29 protein-coding genes and 2 pseudogenes are annotated in these 23,444 nt (G+C 38.5%); 24 read left to right on the top strand and 7 right to left on the bottom strand.

From position 1 onward, the window contains the following. Positions 1–221 precede the first annotated feature (221 nt). The 8 genes from ilvD (at position 222) to ASG46_RS11010 (ending at position 6,743) form a co-directional block, all read left to right on the top strand. Positions 222–1,898, top strand: coding sequence for a dihydroxy-acid dehydratase (gene ilvD / locus ASG46_RS11045; RefSeq protein ID WP_007500822.1), 1,677 nt, complete (start codon positions 222–224; stop codon positions 1,896–1,898). An 81-nt stretch (positions 1,899–1,979) separates the two neighbouring features. Beyond that, positions 1,980–2,414 carry a BrxA/BrxB family bacilliredoxin gene (locus ASG46_RS11040; RefSeq protein WP_008346384.1) on the top strand — a complete coding sequence of 145 codons (435 nt, stop codon included), beginning with the start codon at positions 1,980–1,982 and terminating at the stop codon, positions 2,412–2,414. Positions 2,415–2,479: 65 nt separating this feature from the next. Then, positions 2,480–3,277, top strand: coding sequence for a class I SAM-dependent methyltransferase (locus ASG46_RS11035; protein ID WP_056704641.1), 798 nt, complete (start codon positions 2,480–2,482; stop codon positions 3,275–3,277). Positions 3,278–3,543: 266 nt separating this feature from the next. After that, positions 3,544–4,161, top strand: a complete 618-nt coding sequence (locus ASG46_RS11030; protein ID WP_024718552.1) for a YpjP family protein — start codon at positions 3,544–3,546, stop codon at positions 4,159–4,161. A gap of 18 nt (positions 4,162–4,179) precedes the next feature. Next, a complete protein-coding gene (locus ASG46_RS11025) occupies positions 4,180–4,707 on the top strand; it encodes a phosphatidylglycerophosphatase A family protein (RefSeq protein WP_008346387.1) in 528 nt (175 codons plus the stop codon). A 113-nt stretch (positions 4,708–4,820) separates the two neighbouring features. Then, the gene (locus tag ASG46_RS11020; RefSeq protein WP_017367468.1) at positions 4,821–5,615 is read left to right on the top strand and encodes a thymidylate synthase; all 795 of its coding nucleotides are present in this window, start codon (positions 4,821–4,823) and stop codon (positions 5,613–5,615) included. Beyond that, on the top strand, positions 5,612–6,100 hold the full coding sequence (locus ASG46_RS11015) for a dihydrofolate reductase (RefSeq protein WP_056704640.1): 489 nt from the start codon (positions 5,612–5,614) through the stop codon (positions 6,098–6,100). The genes ASG46_RS11020 and ASG46_RS11015 overlap by 4 nt, the downstream gene beginning before the upstream one ends. A gap of 19 nt (positions 6,101–6,119) precedes the next feature. After that, positions 6,120–6,743 carry a lysophospholipid acyltransferase family protein gene (locus ASG46_RS11010; protein ID WP_056704639.1) on the top strand — a complete coding sequence of 208 codons (624 nt, stop codon included), beginning with the start codon at positions 6,120–6,122 and terminating at the stop codon, positions 6,741–6,743. A gap of 38 nt (positions 6,744–6,781) precedes the next feature. On the opposite strand, the gene trhA is transcribed toward ASG46_RS11010, so the two are convergent. Together trhA and ASG46_RS11000 are read right to left on the bottom strand one after the other, a co-directional pair. Beyond that, entirely contained in the window at positions 6,782–7,417 is a 636-nt protein-coding gene (gene trhA / locus ASG46_RS11005; RefSeq protein ID WP_008346394.1) for a PAQR family membrane homeostasis protein TrhA, read from the bottom strand. Positions 7,418–7,430: 13 nt separating this feature from the next. After that, complete coding sequence (locus ASG46_RS11000; protein ID WP_056704638.1) at positions 7,431–8,399, bottom strand: sigma 54-interacting transcriptional regulator; 969 nt, start codon at positions 8,397–8,399, stop codon at positions 7,431–7,433. Positions 8,400–8,579: 180 nt separating this feature from the next. Between ASG46_RS11000 and ilvA the strand changes: the two genes are divergently transcribed. The 7 genes from ilvA (at position 8,580) to ypmT (ending at position 13,408) form a co-directional block, all read left to right on the top strand. Next, entirely contained in the window at positions 8,580–9,848 is a 1,269-nt protein-coding gene (gene ilvA, locus ASG46_RS10995) for a threonine ammonia-lyase IlvA (protein WP_056704794.1), read from the top strand. A gap of 36 nt (positions 9,849–9,884) precedes the next feature. Further along, positions 9,885–10,136, top strand: coding sequence for a YpmP family protein (locus tag ASG46_RS10990; RefSeq protein WP_008346400.1), 252 nt, complete (start codon positions 9,885–9,887; stop codon positions 10,134–10,136). A gap of 187 nt (positions 10,137–10,323) precedes the next feature. Continuing rightward, the gene (locus ASG46_RS10985) at positions 10,324–11,166 is read left to right on the top strand and encodes a DegV family protein (protein WP_056704637.1); all 843 of its coding nucleotides are present in this window, start codon (positions 10,324–10,326) and stop codon (positions 11,164–11,166) included. A 22-nt stretch (positions 11,167–11,188) separates the two neighbouring features. Beyond that, positions 11,189–11,779 (top strand): cytochrome c oxidase assembly protein, encoded by a 591-nt coding sequence (locus ASG46_RS10980; RefSeq protein WP_007500791.1) that lies wholly within the window; start codon positions 11,189–11,191, stop codon positions 11,777–11,779. A 69-nt stretch (positions 11,780–11,848) separates the two neighbouring features. After that, the gene (locus tag ASG46_RS10975) at positions 11,849–12,610 is read left to right on the top strand and encodes an SGNH/GDSL hydrolase family protein (protein ID WP_025207511.1); all 762 of its coding nucleotides are present in this window, start codon (positions 11,849–11,851) and stop codon (positions 12,608–12,610) included. A gap of 9 nt (positions 12,611–12,619) precedes the next feature. Beyond that, a complete protein-coding gene (locus ASG46_RS10970) occupies positions 12,620–13,186 on the top strand; it encodes a YpmS family protein (RefSeq protein WP_017359695.1) in 567 nt (188 codons plus the stop codon). A gap of 24 nt (positions 13,187–13,210) precedes the next feature. Then, positions 13,211–13,408 (top strand): protein YpmT, encoded by a 198-nt coding sequence (gene ypmT, locus ASG46_RS10965; RefSeq protein ID WP_008346409.1) that lies wholly within the window; start codon positions 13,211–13,213, stop codon positions 13,406–13,408. A 188-nt stretch (positions 13,409–13,596) separates the two neighbouring features. Here ypmT and ASG46_RS10960 read toward each other — a convergent pair whose 3' ends face one another. From ASG46_RS10960 to ASG46_RS10950, 3 genes are all read right to left on the bottom strand, one after another. Beyond that, positions 13,597–14,265 (bottom strand): DUF4397 domain-containing protein, encoded by a 669-nt coding sequence (locus ASG46_RS10960; RefSeq protein ID WP_056704636.1) that lies wholly within the window; start codon positions 14,263–14,265, stop codon positions 13,597–13,599. 117 nt (positions 14,266–14,382) lie between these two features. Next, positions 14,383–14,643, bottom strand: a complete 261-nt coding sequence (locus ASG46_RS10955; protein WP_008346413.1) for a hypothetical protein — start codon at positions 14,641–14,643, stop codon at positions 14,383–14,385. Between the two features lie 52 nt (positions 14,644–14,695). Next, positions 14,696–15,127, bottom strand: a complete 432-nt coding sequence (locus ASG46_RS10950) for a MarR family transcriptional regulator (protein WP_007500780.1) — start codon at positions 15,125–15,127, stop codon at positions 14,696–14,698. A 138-nt stretch (positions 15,128–15,265) separates the two neighbouring features. Between ASG46_RS10950 and msrA the strand changes: the two genes are divergently transcribed. Both msrA and msrB read left to right on the top strand, forming a co-directional pair. Further along, complete coding sequence (gene msrA / locus ASG46_RS10945; protein WP_056704635.1) at positions 15,266–15,799, top strand: peptide-methionine (S)-S-oxide reductase MsrA; 534 nt, start codon at positions 15,266–15,268, stop codon at positions 15,797–15,799. Next, positions 15,799–16,230 carry a peptide-methionine (R)-S-oxide reductase MsrB gene (gene msrB, locus ASG46_RS10940; RefSeq protein WP_007500777.1) on the top strand — a complete coding sequence of 144 codons (432 nt, stop codon included), beginning with the start codon at positions 15,799–15,801 and terminating at the stop codon, positions 16,228–16,230. The genes msrA and msrB overlap by 1 nt, the downstream gene beginning before the upstream one ends. Before the next feature lie 53 nt (positions 16,231–16,283). Here the strand turns inward: msrB and ASG46_RS10935 are convergent. Both ASG46_RS10935 and ASG46_RS10930 read right to left on the bottom strand, forming a co-directional pair. Further along, a pseudogene (locus ASG46_RS10935) lies at positions 16,284–16,907 on the bottom strand (polysaccharide biosynthesis protein); the annotation flags it as partial. A gap of 12 nt (positions 16,908–16,919) precedes the next feature. Beyond that, complete coding sequence (locus ASG46_RS10930; protein ID WP_056704633.1) at positions 16,920–18,527, bottom strand: recombinase family protein; 1,608 nt, start codon at positions 18,525–18,527, stop codon at positions 16,920–16,922. A 254-nt stretch (positions 18,528–18,781) separates the two neighbouring features. Between ASG46_RS10930 and ASG46_RS10925 the strand changes: the two genes are divergently transcribed. From ASG46_RS10925 to ASG46_RS20550, 7 genes and pseudogenes are all read left to right on the top strand, one after another. Continuing rightward, the gene (locus ASG46_RS10925; protein WP_056704632.1) at positions 18,782–19,891 is read left to right on the top strand and encodes a response regulator aspartate phosphatase; all 1,110 of its coding nucleotides are present in this window, start codon (positions 18,782–18,784) and stop codon (positions 19,889–19,891) included. After that, positions 19,892–20,026 (top strand): hypothetical protein, encoded by a 135-nt coding sequence (locus tag ASG46_RS21455; protein ID WP_255233874.1) that lies wholly within the window; start codon positions 19,892–19,894, stop codon positions 20,024–20,026. It abuts the gene before it with no gap. An 88-nt stretch (positions 20,027–20,114) separates the two neighbouring features. Next, positions 20,115–20,785: pseudogene (locus ASG46_RS21360) on the top strand (T7SS effector LXG polymorphic toxin); the annotation flags it as partial. Between the two features lies 1 nt (position 20,786). Beyond that, positions 20,787–22,163 (top strand): DNA/RNA non-specific endonuclease (locus ASG46_RS10920; protein WP_235562234.1); only part of this gene is annotated, 1,377 nt, incomplete at its 5' end. A gap of 4 nt (positions 22,164–22,167) precedes the next feature. Beyond that, entirely contained in the window at positions 22,168–22,653 is a 486-nt protein-coding gene (locus tag ASG46_RS10915; RefSeq protein ID WP_056704630.1) for an immunity protein YezG family protein, read from the top strand. Positions 22,654–22,726: 73 nt separating this feature from the next. Continuing rightward, positions 22,727–22,804 carry an HNH endonuclease gene (locus ASG46_RS21640; protein ID WP_141211636.1) on the top strand — a complete coding sequence of 26 codons (78 nt, stop codon included), beginning with the start codon at positions 22,727–22,729 and terminating at the stop codon, positions 22,802–22,804. A gap of 85 nt (positions 22,805–22,889) precedes the next feature. After that, positions 22,890–23,375, top strand: a complete 486-nt coding sequence (locus tag ASG46_RS20550; RefSeq protein ID WP_082515484.1) for an SMI1/KNR4 family protein — start codon at positions 22,890–22,892, stop codon at positions 23,373–23,375. Positions 23,376–23,444 lie beyond the last annotated feature (69 nt).

Genomic DNA, 23,444 nt, shown 5'->3' with positions numbered 1-23,444 from the left:
TGAATATTGTTGAAATATGAGAAAAAACTCTATATAGTAGTACCAATATAGAATATTGGAGGTCAGATTTTATGACACAATCCTTGCTGAGCACTTGCTTCAGCAGAGAAATCAGTCACTATCTATTATAGGTGGCTAAATAAACAGAAAATTTGTAAAATAAAATGAACTCAAAATCATACAGTCAACAAGACTAGTAGTATAGGAGGCTTTTTAAACAGATGGCAGAACTTCGCAGTAATATGATTAAACAAGGAATTGACAGAGCACCTCACCGAAGCTTACTAAGAGCAGCTGGGGTAAAAGATGAGGATTTTGGCAAACCGTTTATTGCCGTATGTAATTCCTATATTGATATTGTCCCAGGGCATGTCCATCTTCAGGAATTCGGAAAAATTGTGAAAGAAGCCATTCGTGAAGCTGGCGGTGTTCCATTTGAATTCAATACAATTGGGGTAGATGATGGTATTGCGATGGGGCATATTGGGATGAGATATTCATTGCCAAGCCGTGAAATCATTGCTGATTCAGTAGAGACCGTTGTGTCTGCACACTGGTTTGATGGCATGGTTTGTATTCCTAACTGTGATAAAATCACGCCAGGTATGATGATGGCTGCCATGCGTGTGAATATCCCAACTGTATTTGTCAGTGGTGGACCGATGGAAGCTGGGAGAACAAGTGATGGCAGAAAAATTTCGCTTTCTTCTGTCTTTGAAGGCGTAGGCGCATACCAATCAGGGAAAATTAATGAAGAGGAATTAAACGAATTAGAGCAGTTTGGCTGTCCAACATGCGGATCTTGCTCTGGTATGTTTACAGCAAACTCAATGAACTGTCTAGCAGAGGCGCTAGGGATTGCTCTTCCTGGAAATGGAACCATTTTGGCGACTTCACCAGAACGAAGAGAATTTGCGAAGAAGTCAGCAAAACAATTGATGGAGCTAATCAAAAAAGACATTAAACCACGTGATATTGTCACCGAAAAAGCGATTGATAACGCATTTGCTTTAGATATGGCACTTGGTGGTTCAACAAATACAGTTCTTCATACATTGGCGATTGCAAACGAAGCAGGCGTTGAATATTCACTTGAGCGTATCAATGAAGTCGCAGAACGTGTGCCGCATTTATCGAAACTTGCTCCAGCTTCAGATGTATATATTGAAGATTTACATGAAGCTGGCGGAGTGACCGCTGCACTAAATGAATTGTCCAAAAAAGAGGGGGCTCTTCATTTAGATACCATGACCGTCACAGCGAAAACGTTAGGCGAGAACATTGCAGGTCATGAAGTAAAAGATTATAACGTCATTTATCCAATTGACAAGCCATTTACTGAAAAGGGCGGCTTAGCCGTTTTATTTGGAAACCTTGCGCCAGATGGAGCAATCATTAAAACAGGCGGTGTACAAGACGGCATCACACGTCATGAAGGACCTGCGATCGTATTTGAATCCCAAGAGGAAGCACTTGAAGGAATTATTAATCGAAAAGTAGAAGCAGGACATGTTGTCATTATTCGTTATGAGGGACCTAAAGGCGGTCCAGGTATGCCTGAAATGCTAGCACCAACTTCACAAATTGTTGGAATGGGACTTGGTCCAAAGGTTGCTTTAATTACAGACGGACGATTCTCCGGTGCTTCTCGCGGATTGTCTATTGGACACGTTTCTCCAGAGGCAGCAGAAGGCGGCCCGCTTGCCTTTGTTGAAAATGGTGATCATGTCGTTGTTGATATCGAAAAACGCATTTTAAGCGTAGATGTCCCGGAAGAAGAATGGGAAAAAAGAAAAGCAAACTGGAAAGGCTTTGAGCCAAAAGTAAAAACAGGTTACCTTGCCAGATACTCAAAACTTGTGACATCAGCCAATACAGGCGGAATCATGAAAATTTAATGTGAAATTGATCATTTGAAAATTGGCTCTCTCTATAGTATCCTTTATTCACAACATAAGGATTATAGAGGGGGCTTTTTTATGTCAATGGCATATGAAGAATATATGCGTCAGCTCGTCGTACCAATGCGCCAAGAACTGACAAGTGCAGGGTTTCAAGAATTGACGACTGAAGAAGAAGTAGAAAAAACGATGCAGGAAGCAGAAGGAACAACATTTGTTGTCGTCAATTCCGTATGCGGATGTGCTGCCGGTTTAGCACGCCCTGCTGCTACTCAAGCTGTCATGAAAGCAGAAAAAGCACCAGATCGAATGGTGACGGTCTTTGCTGGTCAGGACCGGGAAGCAACGGCTAAAATGAGAGAATACTTCACAGGTGAGGAGCCATCTTCTCCATCTATGGCACTTTTAAAAGGAAATGAACTCGTTCATTTTATCCCGCGTGACGAAATTGAAGGTCATGAAATGGAAGATATTATGAAGAACGTCTTATCTGCATTTGAAAAACATTGCTAATACAAATGTTGAAATGTCCTGTGATCCATCAGGGCATTTTTTCTTGATTATGATGGAGGAACGTCATGCTCATTACAACAAGCTTTAGAGCAAATGAACAAACAATTGAAACGGCAAAGGCCCTTGCAAAGGACTTGCATGGTGAGTATATCGAGCGGCGCAAACAATCTGTCAAACAGCTTGCGATCAAGCGGGGGGATGTACTCGTTGTTGGGAAAGAACGATTTGAATGGTATCAGCCAAATGGTGAAAAGTTCTTTTTCCATCCAAGCTCAGCGATGTTTAGGGTGAAGCGGGTCCTTCGTGGTGAAAAAGATCCATTAATAGAAGCAGCACAATTAAAGCCGGGCGATTCCTTTTTAGATTGTACGCTTGGGTTAGGATCAGATGCGATTACCGCAAGCTGCGCTACAGGCGCCAATGGAAAAGTGACCGGTATTGAAAAAAATCCGGTGACGGCATTGCTTGTTCGAGAAGGACTCAGCACATGGGAAACGGGTGTGAGAGAGGCAGACGAAGCGATGAAACGGATATCTGTCATCAGCGGGGATAGTATTGAGCAGTTAAAGAAGCTCCCTGATCGATCCTATGATATCGTCTATTTCGACCCAATGTTTGAAGAAACCATACAAGAGTCTGCTAGTATGATGCCGCTTCGTCATGCAGCTGAGCATCATTTTGACCATGAAACCGCTGTGAAAGAAGCAATGAGAGTGGCTAGAAAAAGAGTGGTTTTAAAAGATCATTGGAAAAGCACACGATTTACCACTGATTCCTATCAATTTCAGGTGATCAAACGTAAAACCGCCCAATTCCATTACGGATATATCTCAATAGAAGAAGACAAATCAACAAAACTTTAATCACTCTTAACAATTAAAAAAGCCCTATTTCAGGGCTTTTAATCGGTGATCTCCATATAGACAAAATAAAATAACGTCAGCAAGGAAGCTGTGATGAAAAACCCTTCAAGCATATCCATTCCTCCCAAATTTTAGTCGTCGTTACTGTCATTGTAAACGTTTTATCATGAAAAAGAAAGTCTCAACTCAATGACCAAATTGAATGACTGAAAATTCATTATATGCTAGAATAGCAGTATGATAACTTATGGAAGGAATTAGATATCATGAAAATGTGGATGAGAAAAACGCTTGTTGCACTCTTTACGATTGCGACTTTTGGTTTAATCTCTCCTCCATCGGCTTTGATGACAGACAAGCCATCTGAACTTTCTTCATCTGATAAATCACCTTATACAGCAGTTTATGATACATCAGATGATACGCGCAGCTGGGAACTATCGCAAGAAGACAACAAAGAGCGGGTAGACCCCTTTGAGCAATATAAACAAGAGGTTCTATCAAGTGCAGAAAACCAATCCTTTCTCAAATTTGGTCGTAAAATCACACCTGTCATTGAGGACGAGTATAGAGAAGAGATTCAACCCAAAATTGAACAAGTGTTAACCGACTTTTTAACAAATTTCAAAGATGACGAAAAATTTCAAGATGTTGTTTTAACTGATCAGCCTTCAAGCGGAAATGGGGAAAAAATCTTCCACATTTATAATAGAAAGACTGGAGAAGATTTGCTTCGTTTTCATGTCAGGAGAGATCAGCCGCCTCACAGCGGATATTGGTTTAACTTTCACTACCATACAGCAGAAGATGGATTCCAGACGCATCATGAACTCGGTAATATTTACTGGGATAAAAACACCCCGCCGAGCTGGATGAGCCACTAGAAGGAGATGTCATGCCAATTGAAAAAGTATACAATGAACGAAATGGTTCGCATTACAAAACAGATGTTAAACGAGCGTGGAGTGAAAATAGAAGATATTGCACATATTGTGCTGAAACTCCAAGAGAAATACAACCCAAATCTTCCACTTAGTGTCTGCATTGAAAATGTTGAAAAAGTGCTGAATAAAAGGGAAATTGTCCACGCAGTTTTGACAGGACTTGCGCTTGATCAGCTGGCAGAAAAAAAGCTTTTGCCAGAACCTTTGCAGCATTTAGTTGAAACAGATGAACCGCTATATGGAATTGATGAGATTATTCCGCTTTCCATTGTCAATGTATATGGATCAATCGGTTTGACCAACTTCGGTTACCTAGACAAAGAGAAATTTGGTATTATTAGAGAATTAGATGAAGGTCGTCCTGGTGAAGTACACACCTTCCTTGATGACCTTGTCGCTGCGCTTGCCGCAGCAGCAGCAAGCCGCATAGCTCACTCTCACCAAGATATTAAGGACGAAGAGCAGGATCGAGTGAATCAAGCATAAAAAGAAAAACATGTCTGCTCATCATGCAGACATGTTTTTTTGGTTTCAATTGGTTTCAACAAAAGCAGAAATAAGGTAAACTACAACAAGAACATAAATAAAGGATGAAAAAAATGAAACAATACAAAGAGTTATGCCGTCATGTATTACAGCACGGGGATGAAAAAGGTGACAGAACAGGAACAGGCACTATCAGCACGTTCGGTTACCAAATGAGATTTGATTTACAGGAAGGGTTTCCTTTATTAACAACAAAGAAATTACACCTGAAATCAATCATTCATGAGTTACTGTGGTTTTTAAAAGGTGATACAAATGTCAAATATCTTCAAGAAAATGGTGTCCGTATTTGGAATGAATGGGCAGATGAAAATGGAGAGCTAGGGCGTGTGTATGGTGCGCAGTGGAGATCATGGGCGAGCGGAGACGGAGAGACAGTAGATCAGATCAGCAAGCTGATCCATGATATTGAGAATCATCCTAATTCGAGAAGATTGATTGTCAGTGCGTGGAATCCAGGAGAGATTGATCAGATGGCACTGCCTCCTTGTCATTGCTTGTTTCAATTTTACGTATCAAACGGTAAATTATCGTGCCAGCTCTATCAACGTTCGGCAGATATCTTTTTAGGTGTGCCTTTTAATATTGCTTCGTATGCACTTCTAACGATGATGATTGCCAAAGTGACAAACCTTGAGCCAGGAGAGTTTATTCATACGCTAGGAGATGCTCATATTTATCAAAATCATCTTCCGCAGGTCAAAATGCAGTTAGAGCGTGAGGAGCGCACACTTCCGCAGCTTCGCATCACTAGAGATGTCAAAAGTATTTTTGATTTTACGTTTGATGATTTTGTGCTTGAGAACTATGATCCACATCCGCATATTAAAGGAGAAGTCAGTGTATGATTTCCATGATAGTGGCGACAGGAAAAGACAGAGTCATTGGCAAAGATAATCAAATGCCTTGGCATTTACCCGCTGATTTAGCGTATTTTAAAAAAGTCACAAGTGGCCATACCATTGTCATGGGCAGAAAAACGTTTGAATCAATTGGACGAGCACTGCCTAACCGCCGGAATATCGTGTTGACCACAAGTTCTTCTTTTCAAGCTGAAGGATGCGAGGTAGTTCATTCAATCGATGATATTTTAACCATTGCGAAGACTGAGGAAGAATTATTGATCATTGGCGGGTCTAAGCTGTATGAGGAAATGATGCTATACGCAGATCGTCTATATATCACGCACATTCATCATTCATTTGAAGGCGACCGTTTCTTCCCTTATTACGATGAAGAGAATTGGACGGTTGTATCACGTGAAAAAGGCCATCGTGACGAAAAGAACCCCTACAATTATGAATTTGTCGTCTATGACAGAAAAGAAGGATAAGTGAGTAGGAGGAGTACGGTTGTTTCGTTATTGGTTTTTAACGATTTATGTTGTTGTATCCTTTTTTAAAAGTATAAGGCATTTGTATGATCATGAATTAACGGATCCACGCATTTCCTATACGAAACGAATGCATCTCATCCATGAGCATGCAAAAAGGTTTGCCAGAGGGTGTATTGATCAATCAGGATCGGTCATGACCATTCATCAGCAAAAAAGGCTGCCAGATGGCCCTGTTATTTATGTCACAGAAGCACATCATCCAGTGACGACGACATTGCTGATTGGTCACTTAGAGAAGCCATTTGCTTTTATGGCAAAACCGCATCTGTTTCGCTATCCCATCTTAAAACAATGGTTGAAGAAGATGGCGGTGATCAAGCAGAATCAATCTGATGAGGCGTTGTTAGAAGAAGCAAGGGAAAGAGTTCTATCTGGCCAGAGTCTGTTGCTTTCTGAACAATATCGTGTCATGGCAGAAACGCTTGCTGTAGAGTGTAACTGCCCGCTTGTTCCGGTTGAAACAAGCGGCACAGACCGTCTTTTAACAGGGAAGATCGTTAAAAGACTTCGTCCAGTTAATGTCGATATTCATATCAAAGCACCGGTCAAGATGAGTGATTACGCACAAAAGCGTGCATAGAAAAAACCAGCATCCGAATGTGGATGCTGGTTTTTTAATCATGCTGGGATGTTGACGCAATAAAATAGAATGCAGAAGAACATTGATGCACTTCCGCCGAGAACAAAGCTGTGCCAAATCGCATGATGATAGGGAATTTTCCGCCAAATATAAAAGATCGTTCCGACTGAATACAAAATACCGCCTAATAGTAAGAGGCTGAATCCAGCTCCTGTTAATTGAATGTACAGAGGTTTAATTGCGATGATAATCATCCAGCCCATTAATAAATAAACAAGGGTGGATACAATGATAAACCGTTTGACGAAAAAGATTTTAAAAACGATACCGCCTGCAGCAAGCGCCCATACGATTGCAAGAAGAGTATAGCCAAGTGCGCCTTTTAATGGGCCAAGCAAAAATGGCGTATATGTACCAGCAATCAATACATAAATCGCAGAGTGGTCAAGGATTTCAAATACATCTTTTGTTTTTTTGTGCCGAATGCTATGAAGCAAAGTAGAGCTTAAATAAAGTAGCAGCATCGACGCGCCAAATATCGAAAAGCTAATAATGTCAGTGACAGTGCCGTATTGAACAGCGAATAAAACGAGAAAAACAATGGCGGGAATGGATAAAATGACGCCAATGCCATGTGTAATTGCGTTGGCAATTTCTTCTTTTACAGTAAACAATGGATGTCCTCCTTTATTGAACCGGTATATAACCATCAAGCGACTTCAGAAATGAGAGACCTTCAAGTGTAATCTTCGTTCCAGCTCTGCCTTTCCCTTTTGTCACATAGGCTTTTTTCTCAAGATCATCTAATCGACTCCTGACTTGCTGAGGGGTCAGCGGGATGTCGCCTTGTTTGCTTAACTCAGACAAGATACGTCTGCTGGCTGCTTCTCCTTTTTCATTTAGAGACTTAATGGCTTCGAGTAAGAAAACAAATTCTTGTTTCTCCATAAGCGTGAGCTGGTGTTCTTCTTTTTTTCCTTTACCAGCTGTTTGTTGAGGTAATAATACAAAAGGTGGCAAGTGATGCAAGAAAACTGTTTGCCCTTCGAGAATCGCGGCTGCATAATGAACGATATTTTTGAGCTCCTGGACATTCCCTTCAAACGAATATTGCTGTAAGACTTCCCACACACTTGAGTCGATGTCAGGCGTCATGTTCAGTTCTTGAAAGAAAGCAGCGGTTAAAATAGGAATATCTGTTTTTCGATCTTCTAACGGCGGGAGAGGGATATGAAGCACATTGAGCCGATAAAACAGCTCAGGTAAAAAACTGGACGAAACGCTCATCGCCTCTAATGATAAAGACGAAGAAGCAATGATTTTTGTTGCAGGAGAATCTTCGAGAAAACGAATGACCTGATGCTGCATAGGAATACTAAGTGCGCTGACTTCGTCTAAATAAATCACATGATTTGCCGCATGAGTAAATGCTTCCTGCAAAGTCGCTTCATCTACAATGGGGCAGTAGATATGTTTCATCGAAGCCTGCGCAGCAAATGAATGGGCCATTTCTTGTGCAAAGCGTGATTTGCCTGTTCCAATTTCACCTGTGATCAACACAGGCTGATCGTTTTTCGTGAATTGTTTTGCCAAATGAATGGCGTGTTTTATATCTTGGTGTTCTCCATATATATTAGCAAACGGATGAGTGGTCATCGAGCGATTCCTTTCTTTTGGTTCTAATTGGTTTTATTATAACACCCAATTAGAACAAATGTATAGAAAAACGAAAAAGTTCATGAAATTTATCTCCGATCCATGATCTATTGGTTTATTTTTTGAATATTCATGTTATAATGACAAATTAAATAAGGTTAAAGAGAAAGGATCTTGTACATGAAACCGTTGCTCAAAGAAAACAAGCTAATTCAAGTGAAAGACATCTTAAAAGCCCATCAAAATTTGAAGGATGTAGTGATTCATACACCACTTCAAAAAAATGAGCGACTTTCTGAACGATATGAATGTAATGTTTACTTAAAAAGAGAGGACCTGCAAGTTGTTCGTTCTTTTAAATTAAGAGGCGCTTTTAATAAAATGAGCCAGTTGCCAAAAGAAAAACTAGAAAACGGCATTGTTTGTGCCAGTGCAGGAAATCACGCACAAGGCGTTGCCTATTCTTGCAAATATTTAGGTATCCACGGGAAAATCTTTATGCCTGCTACCACACCAAGGCAAAAGGTATCTCAAGTGGAGCTTTTCGGAAAAGAATATGTTGACATTATCTTAACCGGAGATACCTTTGATGATTCGTATCATGAAGCAGTCAAATGCGGAGATAAGGAAAAGCGGGAATTTATTCATCCATTTGATGATTTAGATGTCATGGCAGGACAAGGAACAACTGCTGTAGAAATATTAAATGATATCGAAGTGGAGCCTCACTTTTTATTTGCAAGTGTTGGGGGCGGAGGTTTGTTATCTGGCGTTGGGACGTATATGAAAAATATCGCACCAGAAACAGAAATTATTGCAGTCGAGCCGCTTGGTGCCGCCTCACTTCATGCTTCCCACGAGAAAGGGGAGGTTGTCACACTTGATTCAATAGATAAGTTTGTAGATGGAGCAGCGGTTCAGCGGATTGGCGAAAAGACGTTTACATCGCTTCAGTCTGTTGTCGATAAGATTAGTCTTGTACCAGAAGGAAAAGTATGTACAACCATTTTAGAGCTGTATAATCAATGTGCCATTGTAGCTGAGCCAGCGGGTGCGTTACCGATCGCGGCTTTAGATGCACATCGTGAGGAGATTAAAGGGAAAAATGTCGTTTGTATTGTCAGCGGAGGCAATAATGACATTGGCCGAATGCAAGAAATCAAGGAACGCTCCATGATTTATGAAGGACTCCAGCATTATTTCATCGTTAATTTTCCGCAAAGAGCAGGTGCTCTCAGGGAATTTTTAGATGAAGTGTTAGGGCCAAATGATGATATCTCACGCTTTGAATATACGAAAAAAAATAACCGAAGCAAAGGACCAGCGCTTGTTGGGATCGAATTGAAAGAAAGAGATGACTATGCAGCGCTGATTGACCGAATGAATAAAAAAGGCTTCCACTATGTTGAAGTGAATAAAGATCAAGATTTATTCCACCTATTTATTTAGGCTTAACAGATAATTGGAAAAGAGGATTGATCGTTTGTGCTGCTCAAAACAATATGTTTTAGACGGATGGATGGAGCTCAGATCAAGGTAACAGAAGTCCCTGTTTTAAAGGGAGATGAATCCTATGGTTTCATGCTCACCTTTAGACTTGAAGCTTTCTTGAAAAAAGTCTATGTATCTAAGGGAAAGAGGCATGTGTACTCTTTCAGGGAGGATGTGAAACGTAACGTCAAGTGGAGCACATATGAACAGATCTACCAAGAGCCTACACTAAAACACAATGCGTAAATTGGAATCTTTGCCAAAGAGAGTGAGCGGCCATTTTCAAATGGCGGCCACTCATCTTGGCAAGGATTTTTTACATGAAAAGAAGAAAATGTGACAATTTCAAAAACGTTATGACAGTTGTTTTGAAGATTGAAGGAAATAAGGTAATATCTTAAGTAAAGACTAAGACAGCAAGGATGAGACGATAGTGAAACAAATTAAAATTGTAACAGATTCAACTGTGGACCTTCCGCAAGGAAAAATCAATGATCTTTCCATTCATGTCATTCCGCTCAATATCTCCATTTCTGGGGTTGATTATATTGACCGAGTGAACATACAGCCAGATGAATTTATTGAAAAAATGGAGGCCGCTGATGAACTGCCGAAAACGTCTCAACCTGCGATCGGTCAATTCATCGAATTATATGAAAAGCTGACGGCAGATGGAAGCGAAGTTATTAGTATCCATTTAACTGGTGGGATGAGTGGTACGGTTCAAACTGCTGAAAGCGCTTCTAAAATGGTGGACGGGAATATCACTGTCATTGATTCGAATTTTATTTCCTATGGTTTAGGGTTTCAAGTCACCAAAGCAGCAGAGCTTGCCAAAAAAGGGGCAAGCCGTGATGACATCCTCAAAGAAATGGACAAAATTCGTCTTAAAACAAAGCTATTTGTCACAATCGATACATTAGAAAATCTCGTGAAAGGTGGACGAATTGGAAGAGGAAAGGCGCTGATCGGTTCACTTCTTCATATTAAACCAATTGCCAGCTTAACAGACGGCATATACACACCAGAAGCGAATGTGAGAAGTTACTCCGCTCTTGTCCGCTATTTGACAAAACAGTATGTACAGGCGGTGAAAGGGAAAACCGTTCAGGCCATTGGGATTGCACATGCAGACGCATTAGAACTTGCAGAAAAGCTTAAAGCAGCACTGCTTGATCATACACCTGATGCACTAGTTGACATCGCTTATACAACACCGATTATTTCCTGTCATACTGGTAAGGGCGCTATAGGCTTTACTTTTTATACCGATTGATTGAAAAGGGGATGTAATGGTCATGTATACAAAAAGGGGAGCCTTATTTGGTGCGCTTACGATTATAAGCGTGCTTCTTTTAGTCTCATGTTCAAATGGACAAATCAAGGATGCGTTAAATTATCAAATCCAGCCGTTTGAGTATCAAAACCAGGATGGTCAAAAGGTGTCGCTCGACGATTTAAAGGGGAAAGTCTGGGTGGCGGATTTTATTTTCACAAGCTGTGAAACGATTTGCCCGCCGATGACCGCACATATGACAGAGCTACAAAAGCGTTTAAAAGAAGAAAAATTGGATGCGCACATCATTTCATTTAGCGTCGATCCAGAGGTGGATTCACCGAAAAAGCTAAAGGAATTTGCAAAAGCATATCCATTATCCTTTAAAAATTGGGATTTTCTCACTGGTTACTCGCAGTCAGCGATTGAAAAATTTGCAATGAAAAGCTTTAAGACGATTGTGAAAAAACCTGAAGACGAAGACCAAGTGATACATCAATCTCTGTTTTTCCTCGTTGATCAAGAAGGAAAAGTGATGAAAAACTATGATGGTGTTCAAAATACGCCATATGATGAAATCATCAAGGACATCAAAACACTGAATCGAAGCTAGCATAAGGATGTTCAAATGAGCGAAAACATGATACACTTTTTTAATCAGAAAAAGGAGGGACATCATCGTTTGAAGGCTCGTTTGATTTTGATTGTGATGTCTCTAGCTTTTGTTCTTTCTGCATGTTCCGCGCAAGAGGCTGGCATAAAGGATAAACTAGAAGACACACAAAACGTAAAAGAACATATTACGATCGCAGCGGTTGGAGATTCCTTAACAGAAGGAATCGGAGATCAAAATAAAAAAGGGTATGCCGGCATCACCCGTGACAAGATAGAAGCGGTGGACGGTGTACAGTCTGTTACATTAAAAAACTATGCCATTAAAGGCAGTAGAACGGTAGATTTATTAAAAAGATTAAAAGAAAAAAAAGTGCAGGATGGACTGAAAGACGCTGATTATATTTTCTTTACGATCGGCGGAAATGACTTAATGCATGTCGTCCGTCAAAATGTGCTCAACTTGACATTTGCTCCTTTTCAAAAAGAGCAAGGTCCTTTTGAAGAGCGTTTTAAGACCATTCTTGCTCAATTAAGAGAGCATAATGACCATGCAAAGATCATGTATGTCAGTATGTACAATCCTTTTAAGTTCAGCTTGTCTGAGCTGAGAGATATTGATGAGGTCGTCAAAGACTGGAATGCTGCTGCCGAAAAAGAACTAAAAAAAGACGGCAATGCTGATATGATCGATGTAGCAGATTTATTTGAAGATGATCAAGATGAAAAATTACTGGCAGATGATGATTTCCACCCAAACCAAAAGGGGTACTCTCTTATGGCAAATCGTTTATTCTCAGAAGTGAAAAAAGAAGGACTGCCGAAGGAATAGGGTGAAAAGATGAAAAAATGGAAGAGTTTATTTTTTGTTTTACTGTCAATTAATCTATTGATTGTTCTTGTATGCGGTATTTTTATGCTGCTGCCGAGCGATCAATCCGCTTCGAAAAAAGAAGTGAACAGCGAGTATGCTTTTAACATTTCTAGTTCAAAAGAATCACTCACCAGCTTTGTCAATGATTATTTGAAAAACCAAGGATCAAGCGATATGCCCGACTTTCATGTTGCGATTGACCAAGATGTGAAAGTAACAGGTGCAATCAAAGCTTTTTCTTCAACGATTAATGCAAATGTATCATTTACACCATCTGTTGAAGATAATGGGGATGTTCTGCTGAAAGTAGATGACTTTTCAATTGGACAATTAAGCATCCCAATCAGTTTTGTTTTAAGCTACATGGGTCAATTCTATGAACTGCCTGATTTCGTTCATGTGAAACCAGATCAAAAAACGGTGGAAGTGCGCCTTTCAGAAATGCCGCTGACGAATGATATGTATGTCAAAGCGAACAAAATTGATCTTGAGAATGATGAAATTGAATTCTCATATTATCATCCAAAGCAATAGAACGTGTAAGTCAGGAGTGAAATTATGAAGCGAGTCTATCAATATTTTAGTTTACTGTCGCTCTTATTTGCTGCATACTTTGGCATGACAGCTGCCTCTCATTTAAAAGCAGAAAATATCGACCAGTTTTACTTAAATATCGCCTATTGTGCATTATTTTTAGGTACCATGATTCTTGCTTTTGATTTTCAAAAACAAGAAAAAGCTGAAGATGTCTCGTAAATAGCCTTTTCCATTTGGAAAGGCTATTTATCTTATTTTCAGCGTGATTGAAAATCTTTGCATTCTAGGAAGGACGAGTACTGGCGCAGAGTGAATGTGACATTCGTGAGCACCGGCACGCAGGACTGACACCGAATGCGAGGCTTTGTCTACACGCTGAGAGCCTTTTCCATTTGGAAAGGCTCTTTTTACATTTGGTGAGACAAGACGACTTTTGCCATTAGCTCTGGCTCTCCGTTTGCAAATCCATGAAGTAAAATAAGATAGGCCCGCTTTGTTTGCAGGTGAACTTTCGGAATATCTAGCAGTACACTTTGAGTACCAGCAGCTTTTAATTCAAAGTGATACTTATTCGGAGAGAAGTGGTGAGTTTGGGTGCCGCTTACATATCCGAGTTCCTTTGATAACATGCCTTGATCTCGTTCATATATATCAATGAAAGGGAGGTCTGGTGACAGCTGGATAAACGTGAGTGCTGATAGCTCATCTTGCTTAATCAGCGAGTCTTGCTTTTCTGTGAGCAGCGCAAAGCCGGTACGAGCTCCTGTGATACATAGCGTGTAAGTCTCGTTTCCATTAATCATCATACGAGAAGAAAGAATTCTTTCTTTTGTAGCCAGCTTGAATACTTCTATCTCATAAACACCCTCATCCCATTCCATATAAGCAGACAGCTGACCGTATGGCAGCTTTTTTTGGATTGGTTGCTGATTTACAAATACAGCAAGCTCACTTAAATCCGGTGCAGCGTGAAATAATCGAATAACAGCTTTGGAAATGGTGTTTCTCGGATGGTATGGGGGAAAGGTAGCTAATGGACGATATAGAAATTGATTCATCTCGTAGAGCTGCTGCACGTCTTTATCCCTTCTTTCTCTGCAATGTGTTTTTTGTAGCGTATGCAAGAAAGGGACGATCTGTATAGGCAAAAGAAACATAGAAAAAAGCCTGACAAAAAGTGTCAGGCTCTCGTATTAAGAAGGAGATGAATATTGATGATATTCAGCCAACTTAATGAACGTTTTTTCATCCTCAATTAATCCGCAAACGCCGCACTGGACTTTGATTTTCGGTCCTTGATAGTTCATGTGAAAAGGAGAAAGCTGATCTCCTTCATATGTTTCGACAATAGCTCCAGTTGCTGGATCAAGTTTCACAGGTTCTGAATGCTGCTCGATGAGATTAAAACGCGTTCTGTTGGTTTTGCAGTTCGGACAAAGATATGGACTTGTCATGGTTCATTCCACCTTTTTATCCGTAGCATGTCCTCCACGCTAAAATCTATGCTTAATCCTTTTGACTTTTATCCAGCTTTTTAAATAATTTGATCATCGTTTTCAGTTCTTCATCATCAAATGATTCAAATCGTTCCATGAAGTATTCTGTTTTCTTTTTCTCAAAATGCTCAGTAATTTCCTTACCCTTATCGGTTAAGTGGATTTTGATGATGCGTCGATCCTCTTTTGAACGGATACGAGTGATCCAGCCTTTTTCTACAAGTGTGTCGGTTACAGCTGTAATATGGCTTGCTGATACACCGAGAATTGAAGCGAATTCCGTTACTTTTTTTGCGCCTTGTTCACGCAGCAGATTTAAAATGAGAAATTCATTCCGAGATAATTCGTTTTCAAGCAGGCTGTTAATTTCATAACGTATTTGCTTAAATACGGTTCTCAGTAAAGTATCCATTTCATACATCATTTGTTTTCTTTGTTCCAATCATTAAACCCCCATTATATTTTAAGATACGACAGAAAGCTTTCTTTTGTTTTTAGGTATACAAGTCGTATCATTTTCATTATTTTTTATCATGTTATAATATGATGATACCATTTTTTAAATGAAGGGGGCACTAATATGTCTGAAAAACAAGAATTAGCCACATTTGCTGGAGGCTGTTTCTGGTGTATGGTTAAACCTTTTGATGAACAGCCAGGCATTATCAAAGTTGAATCAGGGTATACTGGCGGACATACAGTGAATCCAACCTATGAGGAAGTATGTACAAATACGACAGGCCATAGAGAAGCCGTTCAAATTACCTTTGATCCAGACGTTTTTCCGTATGAGAAGCTATTAGAACTATATTGGCAGCAAATAGACCCAACAGATGATGGAGGACAATTTGGTGATAGAGGAGAGTCCTACCGTACAGGGATTTATGTCCACAATGAAAAACAAAGGCAACTTGCAGAAACATCAAAAGAGCAGCTGAGCCAAAGTGGAGTTTTCCAAAAGCCAATCGTGACAGAAATTTTAGAGGCTAGTCCTTTTTATCCTGCTGAGGAATATCATCAGCATTATTATAAAAAGAACAAAATGCACTACGAACGATACCATGTCGGTTCGGGCAGAGCAGGTTTTATTCAATCTCATTGGAGTGATAAATAATGGCTAACGAAAAAGAGCAGCGCATCAAAGAATTAAACCGAATGCAGTACGAAGTGACGCAAAATAATGGCACTGAGCCGCCATTTCAAAATGAATTTTGGGATCATAAGGAAGAGGGCATTTATGTAGATATCATTTCAGGCAAACCATTGTTTTCTTCTTTAGATAAATTTGATGCCCATTGCGGCTGGCCAAGTTTTACAAAGCCGATTGAAGATCAAGAGGTAGAAGAGAAAGTAGATACGAGCCATGGCATGGTGCGGACAGAAGTTCGCAGTAAGACGGCCGACTCTCACCTTGGTCATGTATTCCCTGACGGCCCAGGGCCAAACGGTCTTCGGTATTGTATTAATTCTGCCGCTTTAAAGTTTATCCCGAAGGATGATCTTGAAAAAGAAGGCTATGGCCATTTGAAACACATCTTTCAATAATTGATTTTAAAAATCGTCACACGGAAGTCATCTGCTTCCGTGTGACGATTTTTTTATTTTTTATGGTGGGTATGATGTAATTGTTCAATGATGTGAAACAGCTTCTCTTTTGTAATGAGCGGTGCTTCGTTTGATGTGTAATGGGTCAAATGGACTTTTTGAAAATGAGGGTGAAGATGTGGTCTTGGTAAAATGGCGTAAAATTGTTCATGTTCAAACAGTGCATCTCCCTCGTGAGGGAATGTGAGTTCCTCGTGAAGTTTTTCTCCAGGTCTTTTGCCGACAACGAGAATATCAGGAGAAGGAACGTTGATCTGACCGGCATATTCATGAAATGCTTTCAATAGATCAGCCAGCTGTAATGACTCCATCTTGAGAATGAATGTTTCGCCGCCTTTCATCATGATAGCTGCTTCAAGCGTGAGGGATACAGCTTCTTCGATAGACATAAAAAAGCGTGTCATTTTAGGATCAGTTACAGTTAGAGGTTGTTCATTTAACAACTGTTGAAGCATGATGGGGATGACGGAACCCCTTGAGCCAAGCACATTGCCAAACCGGACAGAGCAAAACCTCGTTTTCTGATTTGAAATACTTTCATTCGCTTGAAAAAACAATTTTTCTGAAATTAATTTTGTAGCTCCCATGGCATTTGTCGGAGAAACCGCTTTGTCGGTTTATCTTGGTACTCAATTAACTACACTCGGAATTCGTAAAACCGGATAAATATTGAACTTAGCAGGGATAGGGCCTCGTCTTTTCTCTGTCATTTCTAATACTATAAAGTCAAAAATAGATCTCAACTTTTCATTTTTTAATCCTCTACTTTTAGATTCTTTATAAAATTTAACTACATCTGATATGTTAACCCTAAATTCATTAACATCTTTTTCTTTAACTTCAAATGTCATGCTAAGTTCTTGTTTCAATTTTTTAATGTCAGCTATTTCTTTTTCAATAGCTGCTTTCCTTTGCAAAAACATTTCATCTGTATAAATTCCAGATTCAAATTTTTCAAAAATAAAAGTCAATTTGTTTTCGAGCTCTTTCTGTTTTTGGTTTGCTTGTACTAGCATTTGCTCACTTGTCTTTTCTGAATTGTTAGTTTCTGCTGCTTCCATAGATTTTTCAATTATTGTCTTTAGCTTATTATTTTCTAAAGAAATCAACTGCTCGAGATACTCCAAAATAGCTTCTTCAACATACTCATATCTTACTGATGTGCACCTGTTGATTTTGCAAATCAACAACTTCACATGAAAGTAGCTGGATGTTCCATCTTTATTTTTCCTATTGTATTCGGATTCAAATTTTTGAAGTGACTTTCCACAGACAGAGCATACACATATTCCCGCTAATTCATTAGGTTCATAAGATGTTACGACTGGGAGCAGAGGCACTTTATTTTTAATCTTTGCTTGAACAGCTTCAAAGTCCTCTTTATTTATTATTGGTTCATGGGCATCATCTACAATAATGTGTTCGCTCTCAGGTCGGAATACTTTTTTTCCATCTTTTGTGGTTTCTCTTGCTTTATATCTTACCCTGCCCATATAGGCTTCATTTTGAAGAATATTCCTAACACTGTCCTTACTCCATCTTTTCCCTCCCCTTGGGGTAGTGAATTGAAGTTTAGTAAGATGTGTTGCAATAGCTGTATAACTTAAATCTTTACCATCAAGACCATTTAAGAAAATATCAAATATCAACTGTACCACAACTTTGTCTTCATCCACTGGTTCGAGGCGAGATGTACGCTTGTTTAATTTATAGCCAAATGGTGCTAAACCAGAAATCCATTTTCCTTGTGCGGCATAAGTAAACTTGGCACCATTCATTCTTTCTCTTGTCATTTCGAATTCTTCTCTAGCCATAAATAACTCAAACCTAATTTGACGAGCATCAACAGGATTTCTTGGATCATATATTTTATATGGTGTAATTATTATAATCCTTTTTTCATTTAGAAGATTGACGATTTCACCAGCATCACTGTAACTACCACGACTAAGACGAGTTATTTCTTTTACAGCAATTGCTTGAAATTTTCCAGACCTCAGATCAGCTAAGCAACTTTTAAAAACTGGTCTTCCTTCAATGCTTTCACCAGAACCGATCTCAGTTCTTGTTTCGTACGGTATTTCAATCCCAGTCAATATTTTATTCATAAGTTCTTTTTGTTCAGTTAAAGTATCTTCACCAGTACGTTTCTCTCTTTCAACATCTTGTCTAGAACGTCTCAAATAGCCAATAATTTTAGTCACATTATAGGAATTGACAATGTGTTTTAATTCCAATAAAAAAGCACCTCTTCTCGTTATAAACGGTTAAACCGTATTTTAATAAAATGATTGTATTATATATTTATTACAAAAACAACAAAATCTTTCCTTGTCTGCCTATTGCAAAGCACTCTACATAAAACATATCTTTTACAGATAAACATTTTGCGGTATACCGAAAACTTTTAAAATGAGCAACTCAACTTTACATATGCTGTAAATATCATGTTAAAATTATACAAAGGAATTGTTTACAAGGGGGTAACGGGATGACAAGGTTAATTGCCTCTCAAGAGGTTGGGAACATGTTGAATACATGGAATCTTGCCATACAAAAAGGGGATTTATCGGCAGCTATTGAAATGCAAGATGACATAGATAAAGCTATTGAATCAATGGAAGAAAATCAAGATATTCTATTGTACTATCAACTTTTGAGCTTTAGGCTTAAGTTGAAACTTCAGAATATTAGCAGAAATTTAGATAAGCCATTCTTTCAGCGGAATGCTCCAGACGAAAAAGAAGAAAAAACAAATAAACTAATGTCATATTACTTCTACTTTTATAATGGGATATATCATGACTACTTACAAGATTATGATAAGGCATTAAGTTACTTCAGAATAGCTGAAAAAAAGTTGGCCTATGTTGATGATGAAATTGAAAAGGCTGAATTTCATTATAAATTAGCCGTTCTATTTTATGATTTGAAAATGACTTTCTTATCTAAATACCATACTCAAATCTCTTCAGATACTTTTAATGCACATGAAACTTATGTCAAAAGACAAATCAATTGCAGGTTGCTTCATGCACTAAACTTAATAGATCAATTTAAATATGATGATGCAAGTGCCCTTTTCAGTGAAACAGAGGAAATGATAAAGAATATAGGCGATAATCACTTAATCATACACCTGTATTATAATATGGGATTTTTGGAAAGCAAGAAAGGCAATTACTCAGAAGCCGCTGAACTATACAGACATACCTTAAGTTACAGTGAAATAGAGAAAAACGATTTATTGAAATTGAGATGCTTGTACGAATTATCTAGAGTTGCAATATCAACTCAAAATAAAGAAGCAATAGAATTAATTGATCATGGTTATAGCTTATCTGAACAAGTTGGGCATGAAATTTTTAAGGTTAAATTTAAATTATTGAAAGAGCTTGTTTATGATGTTACTGAATCGCAAATAAATAATATCAGTACCTTGTGCTCAGATATTGAAGAAAAAGGTGTATGGGTTGATTTAGAGGAAATCTCGGTCGATGTGGCGAAATATTTAGAGAGAAGAGGCTTGCTGCAGCAATCATTGGATTACTATAAAAGAGCCTTACTTGCAAGCCAGTATGTAGGAAAAGGAGTGAATTAATTGAAGAAGTCAATTTTTATAACATTATCAATAGTTGTAATGGCACTAGGTACACTTTTCTTTACAAATGGTTTGATTCAACCTTTACATGAAGATGTCCAAACAGTAGCATCAAGAGGAAGTTCTGGTGGTTGAATGGTTAAAACTAGATAAAATGGATTAAAGTATAAGACTTCTTATGGTATTCTAGTAAAAGAATATTCCATAAAGGAGTCTTTTTGTTATGAAGATATTAGACGCTCCCTCTCTTATATCAGCTGTTGAGAAAAGGTCAAAGGCATATGAACAGCTTCGAGAAGAAATAACAGATTTGAAAAAGGCATTACAAGGTGTTGCTAATCTCGGTGATGAGTTCACAGGTAAAGGTGCAGATAATATCAAAGCTTTTTATAATGATCTTGCACTATACACAGATACTTATCTTGATTTTATTGATATGCAAAAGGCTTTTTTAGATGGAGTCAAAGGAAAGCTTGATGATGAATCATTAGGCGGTAGTACATTTATTGATGAGCACTTCTTAGACGCTCAAGTGAAGCAAGGCATTAAGAATAATAAAGACATGGTTGAAGAACAAAAGGAAGCCCTTACGGCTATTTTCGATGATATTAGTGATTTGATTGAACTACAGGCATTTTCCAGCAAAAAAGTAGATGAACATTTAGATAATACGAACGAAAAAAGAAAAGATACGATTGAGGCTTTACATCAAATAGACAATGATTTGAAAACAGAATACGCAAAATCAGAACCAATTGAGAAACATCTTACAACTTTTTATGCAAAGATGATGGCTGCTACTGGAAAAGGAAAGAATGCGCAGCCAATGTATTATGATGCAAAAGCATTTCATGAGACAGACGTGTACAAGAACCATGATCAGATTGATGCTCANACTTTTTATGCAAAGATGATGGCTGCTACTGGAAAAGGAAAGAATGCGCAGCCAATGTATTATGATGCAAAAGCATTTCATGAGACAGACGTGTACAAGAACCATGATCAGATTGATGCTCAAGTGAAAGCCTATTTAAAGGTGAAAAAAGAAGAAAAAGAAAAAAGAAGAATCAAAGAACTGAAAGAAAAGCTCAATGATCCTTCGTTTCTATCAGAAGCGAAATACTTTGAGATTGTAGATGAGATCGGTTATGAGAATCTCACATATGATCAAAAAATGTATTACAGTCAGCTTCTCCAAATCAAAGCACAGGAAGAAGCATCGGAGGTATTCGTTGATAGTGTAAAAGGTGCTGCAGTGGGTCTATATGATGTGGCCAAAGATACAGTAGTGGGCATCTACGATCTTGTAACAGACCCTGGTGGTGCCGTTGAATCGGTCGTAACGGCTATTTCTCACCCAATTGAAACATCGAAAGCAATAGGAAAAGCGATTTCAGACTCATTCGAAAAAGAAGTCATAGCTGGTGATGCATATTCACGGTCACACTGGTTCGCCTATGCGACTGGTTCTCTAGCAGAAATCGTCTTTGGTTCTAAAGGGGCAGGTGCCATTACAAAAACGGGGACAACAGCGGCCAAAACAACGGTGAAGAAAGGCCTTGAACAAGGAGCAAAATCATTAGACAGAGTCTCTATTCCGAATCTATTGCCATACTCACCAAAGTTTCAAACGGCTGGTGGCCCGAAGCTGCCGTATAACGTGTTTGACGGAGAAAATCTCAAAAATAAACTCCTCTCCATGGCAAAGCGTCTAGACAACAATTCAGGATACGGAATCTCTCAGACAGGCAGAAGATTACCAGCACCCAAATCACCACCAACCGTTGTCAGTTACGGAGATCACTATGTGAGATGGAAACGCAAAAAAGTATTAAAACCGAATGTCGTTTATACAACAAAACAAGGCTACACCTACACAACCGATCACTACGGACGTATTGTCAAAGTCGAAGCAAGTGATTTAAAATACGGAGAGGTCAAAAGAAACCAGTACGCTCAGTCAAATTCAGGGAAGCCAGATAGATTATTAAAAGATGACGGAGGTCATTTGATTGCATCTATTTTTAAAGGGTCTGGGGATATTGATAATCTTGTGCCGATGAGTTCACAGATTAATAGAAGTGGCGGAAAATGGTATGAGATGGAGCAACGGTGGTTGAAAGCATTGAAAACCGATCCACCTAAAGCTGTGACTGTTTCGATAAAAGCATTTTATGAATCAGATTCGTTAAGACCATCTGAATTCCTAGTCAAATACAAGATAGACGGAAGAGTTTATACAGACACAATATATAACAGACCAGGAGGATGAACAAATGGAAACAAAAGAGATGGAAAGCTTATATAGAGAAATAGCTAAAAATTTAAATGAAATGATTCCAGTGGAATGGGATACAATTTGGATGTATGCAGAAATGTTAGATGATTCTGCATCTGCTCTCTTTTATTTTACGGTTCCTAATAAAGAAGAATATTTTTATTCACACAATATCCCAGATCAATATCAGGTTAGTGAAGACATATATGATAGCCTGTTGATTAACTTACAAAGAAAGCTAAGACAGTTGAGAGAAGAGTATACTAAAGAACAATCTGATAAATGGACAACTGTAAAAATGGAATTTACTTATTCAGGAAAAATGTCAACAGATTTTGGTTACGATGATGTATTTTCTTTAGGTATTGACAATATACAGAGAATAGCAGTTTGGGAATATGAAACGTTCGGATTTTTACCCGATGATGAGGAAGATAAAGAAGCTGTGCTAAATTTTATAAAAAATAAAGAAGAAAACAAATAGCACATTACCCTCCAAATACAGGAGGGTTTTTGTATTAGATACGAATTGGTTCTAGAAAAAGTAGGCTAAGAAGATACAGCTTGTTCCGACTGACTTACATAAAAATGTACCGCATATTGGTGCTGCATCAGATTTAAGAGGAGGTTATTAAAATTAGTTTTAAACGAATTAAAGACAAACTTGATCAATACACTATTGATATCAGATCAACCAAATCAAATAGCTCATTATACGAAATGAATAAAATAGAAGAAGAAAACGGATATCACATTTCTTCTGATTATAAAAGTTTTATTAATGAATACGGGGAATGTTGGATTGAGGACAATGTATATACCTATCTAAGAGAAAAACCAGTGTGGTTAGTTGGTGAATCAGTGCCAGTCGAATTGTTTTATGGGTTAGAGCAGAATGATTATGATATACGAGAAGCCATAAAAACATATAAAGAGCAATTGCCAGAACAAATAATTCCTATCGCAGATGTAGATGGCGGAGACCTAATTTGTTTAGATGTTAGTGAAATAAATCAAGGGAAAATATATTTCTGGGATCATGAACTAGGAGATGGCGAACAGGATATGTTTCTGATTGCTGATACTTTTACCGAGTTCATTGAAGGGTTATTTGTTGTTGAAGATGATGATGAAGATAGTGATATAGAAGATATTGATATCCAACTTAGTGACGATCTCTTAAAAATGTTAAAGGAAAGAGATTAAAAGAGACTTTTAAGTTTAAAGGATGCGTTTTAGCATCCTTTTTAATATTAAAAAACACCCCAAAAAGGG

Origin of the sequence: Bacillus sp. Leaf49, assembly GCF_001426125.1 — a bacterium.
Taxonomy (GTDB): Bacteria; Bacillota; Bacilli; order Bacillales; family Bacillaceae; genus Bacillus; species Bacillus altitudinis.
Note: the sequence above shows the minus strand (reverse complement) of the source record. Positions and strands in the feature narration are given on the sequence as shown.

Coding starts and splice junctions, on each gene's coding strand:
- ilvD (WP_007500822.1), top strand. CDS start 222: ATGGCAGAACTTCGCAGTAATATGATTAAACAAGGAATTGACAGAGCA.
- ASG46_RS11040 (WP_008346384.1), top strand. CDS start 1,980: ATGTCAATGGCATATGAAGAATATATGCGTCAGCTCGTCGTACCAATG.
- ASG46_RS11035 (WP_056704641.1), top strand. CDS start 2,480: ATGCTCATTACAACAAGCTTTAGAGCAAATGAACAAACAATTGAAACG.
- ASG46_RS11030 (WP_024718552.1), top strand. CDS start 3,544: ATGAAAATGTGGATGAGAAAAACGCTTGTTGCACTCTTTACGATTGCG.
- ASG46_RS11020 (WP_017367468.1), top strand. CDS start 4,821: ATGAAACAATACAAAGAGTTATGCCGTCATGTATTACAGCACGGGGAT.
- ASG46_RS11015 (WP_056704640.1), top strand. CDS start 5,612: ATGATTTCCATGATAGTGGCGACAGGAAAAGACAGAGTCATTGGCAAA.
- ASG46_RS11000 (WP_056704638.1), bottom strand. CDS start 8,399: ATGACCACTCATCCGTTTGCTAATATATATGGAGAACACCAAGATATA.
- ilvA (WP_056704794.1), top strand. CDS start 8,580: ATGAAACCGTTGCTCAAAGAAAACAAGCTAATTCAAGTGAAAGACATC.
- ASG46_RS10980 (WP_007500791.1), top strand. CDS start 11,189: ATGTATACAAAAAGGGGAGCCTTATTTGGTGCGCTTACGATTATAAGC.
- ASG46_RS10970 (WP_017359695.1), top strand. CDS start 12,620: ATGAAAAAATGGAAGAGTTTATTTTTTGTTTTACTGTCAATTAATCTA.
- ypmT (WP_008346409.1), top strand. CDS start 13,211: ATGAAGCGAGTCTATCAATATTTTAGTTTACTGTCGCTCTTATTTGCT.
- ASG46_RS10955 (WP_008346413.1), bottom strand. CDS start 14,643: ATGACAAGTCCATATCTTTGTCCGAACTGCAAAACCAACAGAACGCGT.
- msrA (WP_056704635.1), top strand. CDS start 15,266: ATGTCTGAAAAACAAGAATTAGCCACATTTGCTGGAGGCTGTTTCTGG.
- msrB (WP_007500777.1), top strand. CDS start 15,799: ATGGCTAACGAAAAAGAGCAGCGCATCAAAGAATTAAACCGAATGCAG.
- ASG46_RS10925 (WP_056704632.1), top strand. CDS start 18,782: ATGACAAGGTTAATTGCCTCTCAAGAGGTTGGGAACATGTTGAATACA.
- ASG46_RS10915 (WP_056704630.1), top strand. CDS start 22,168: ATGGAAACAAAAGAGATGGAAAGCTTATATAGAGAAATAGCTAAAAAT.
- ASG46_RS20550 (WP_082515484.1), top strand. CDS start 22,890: ATGAATAAAATAGAAGAAGAAAACGGATATCACATTTCTTCTGATTAT.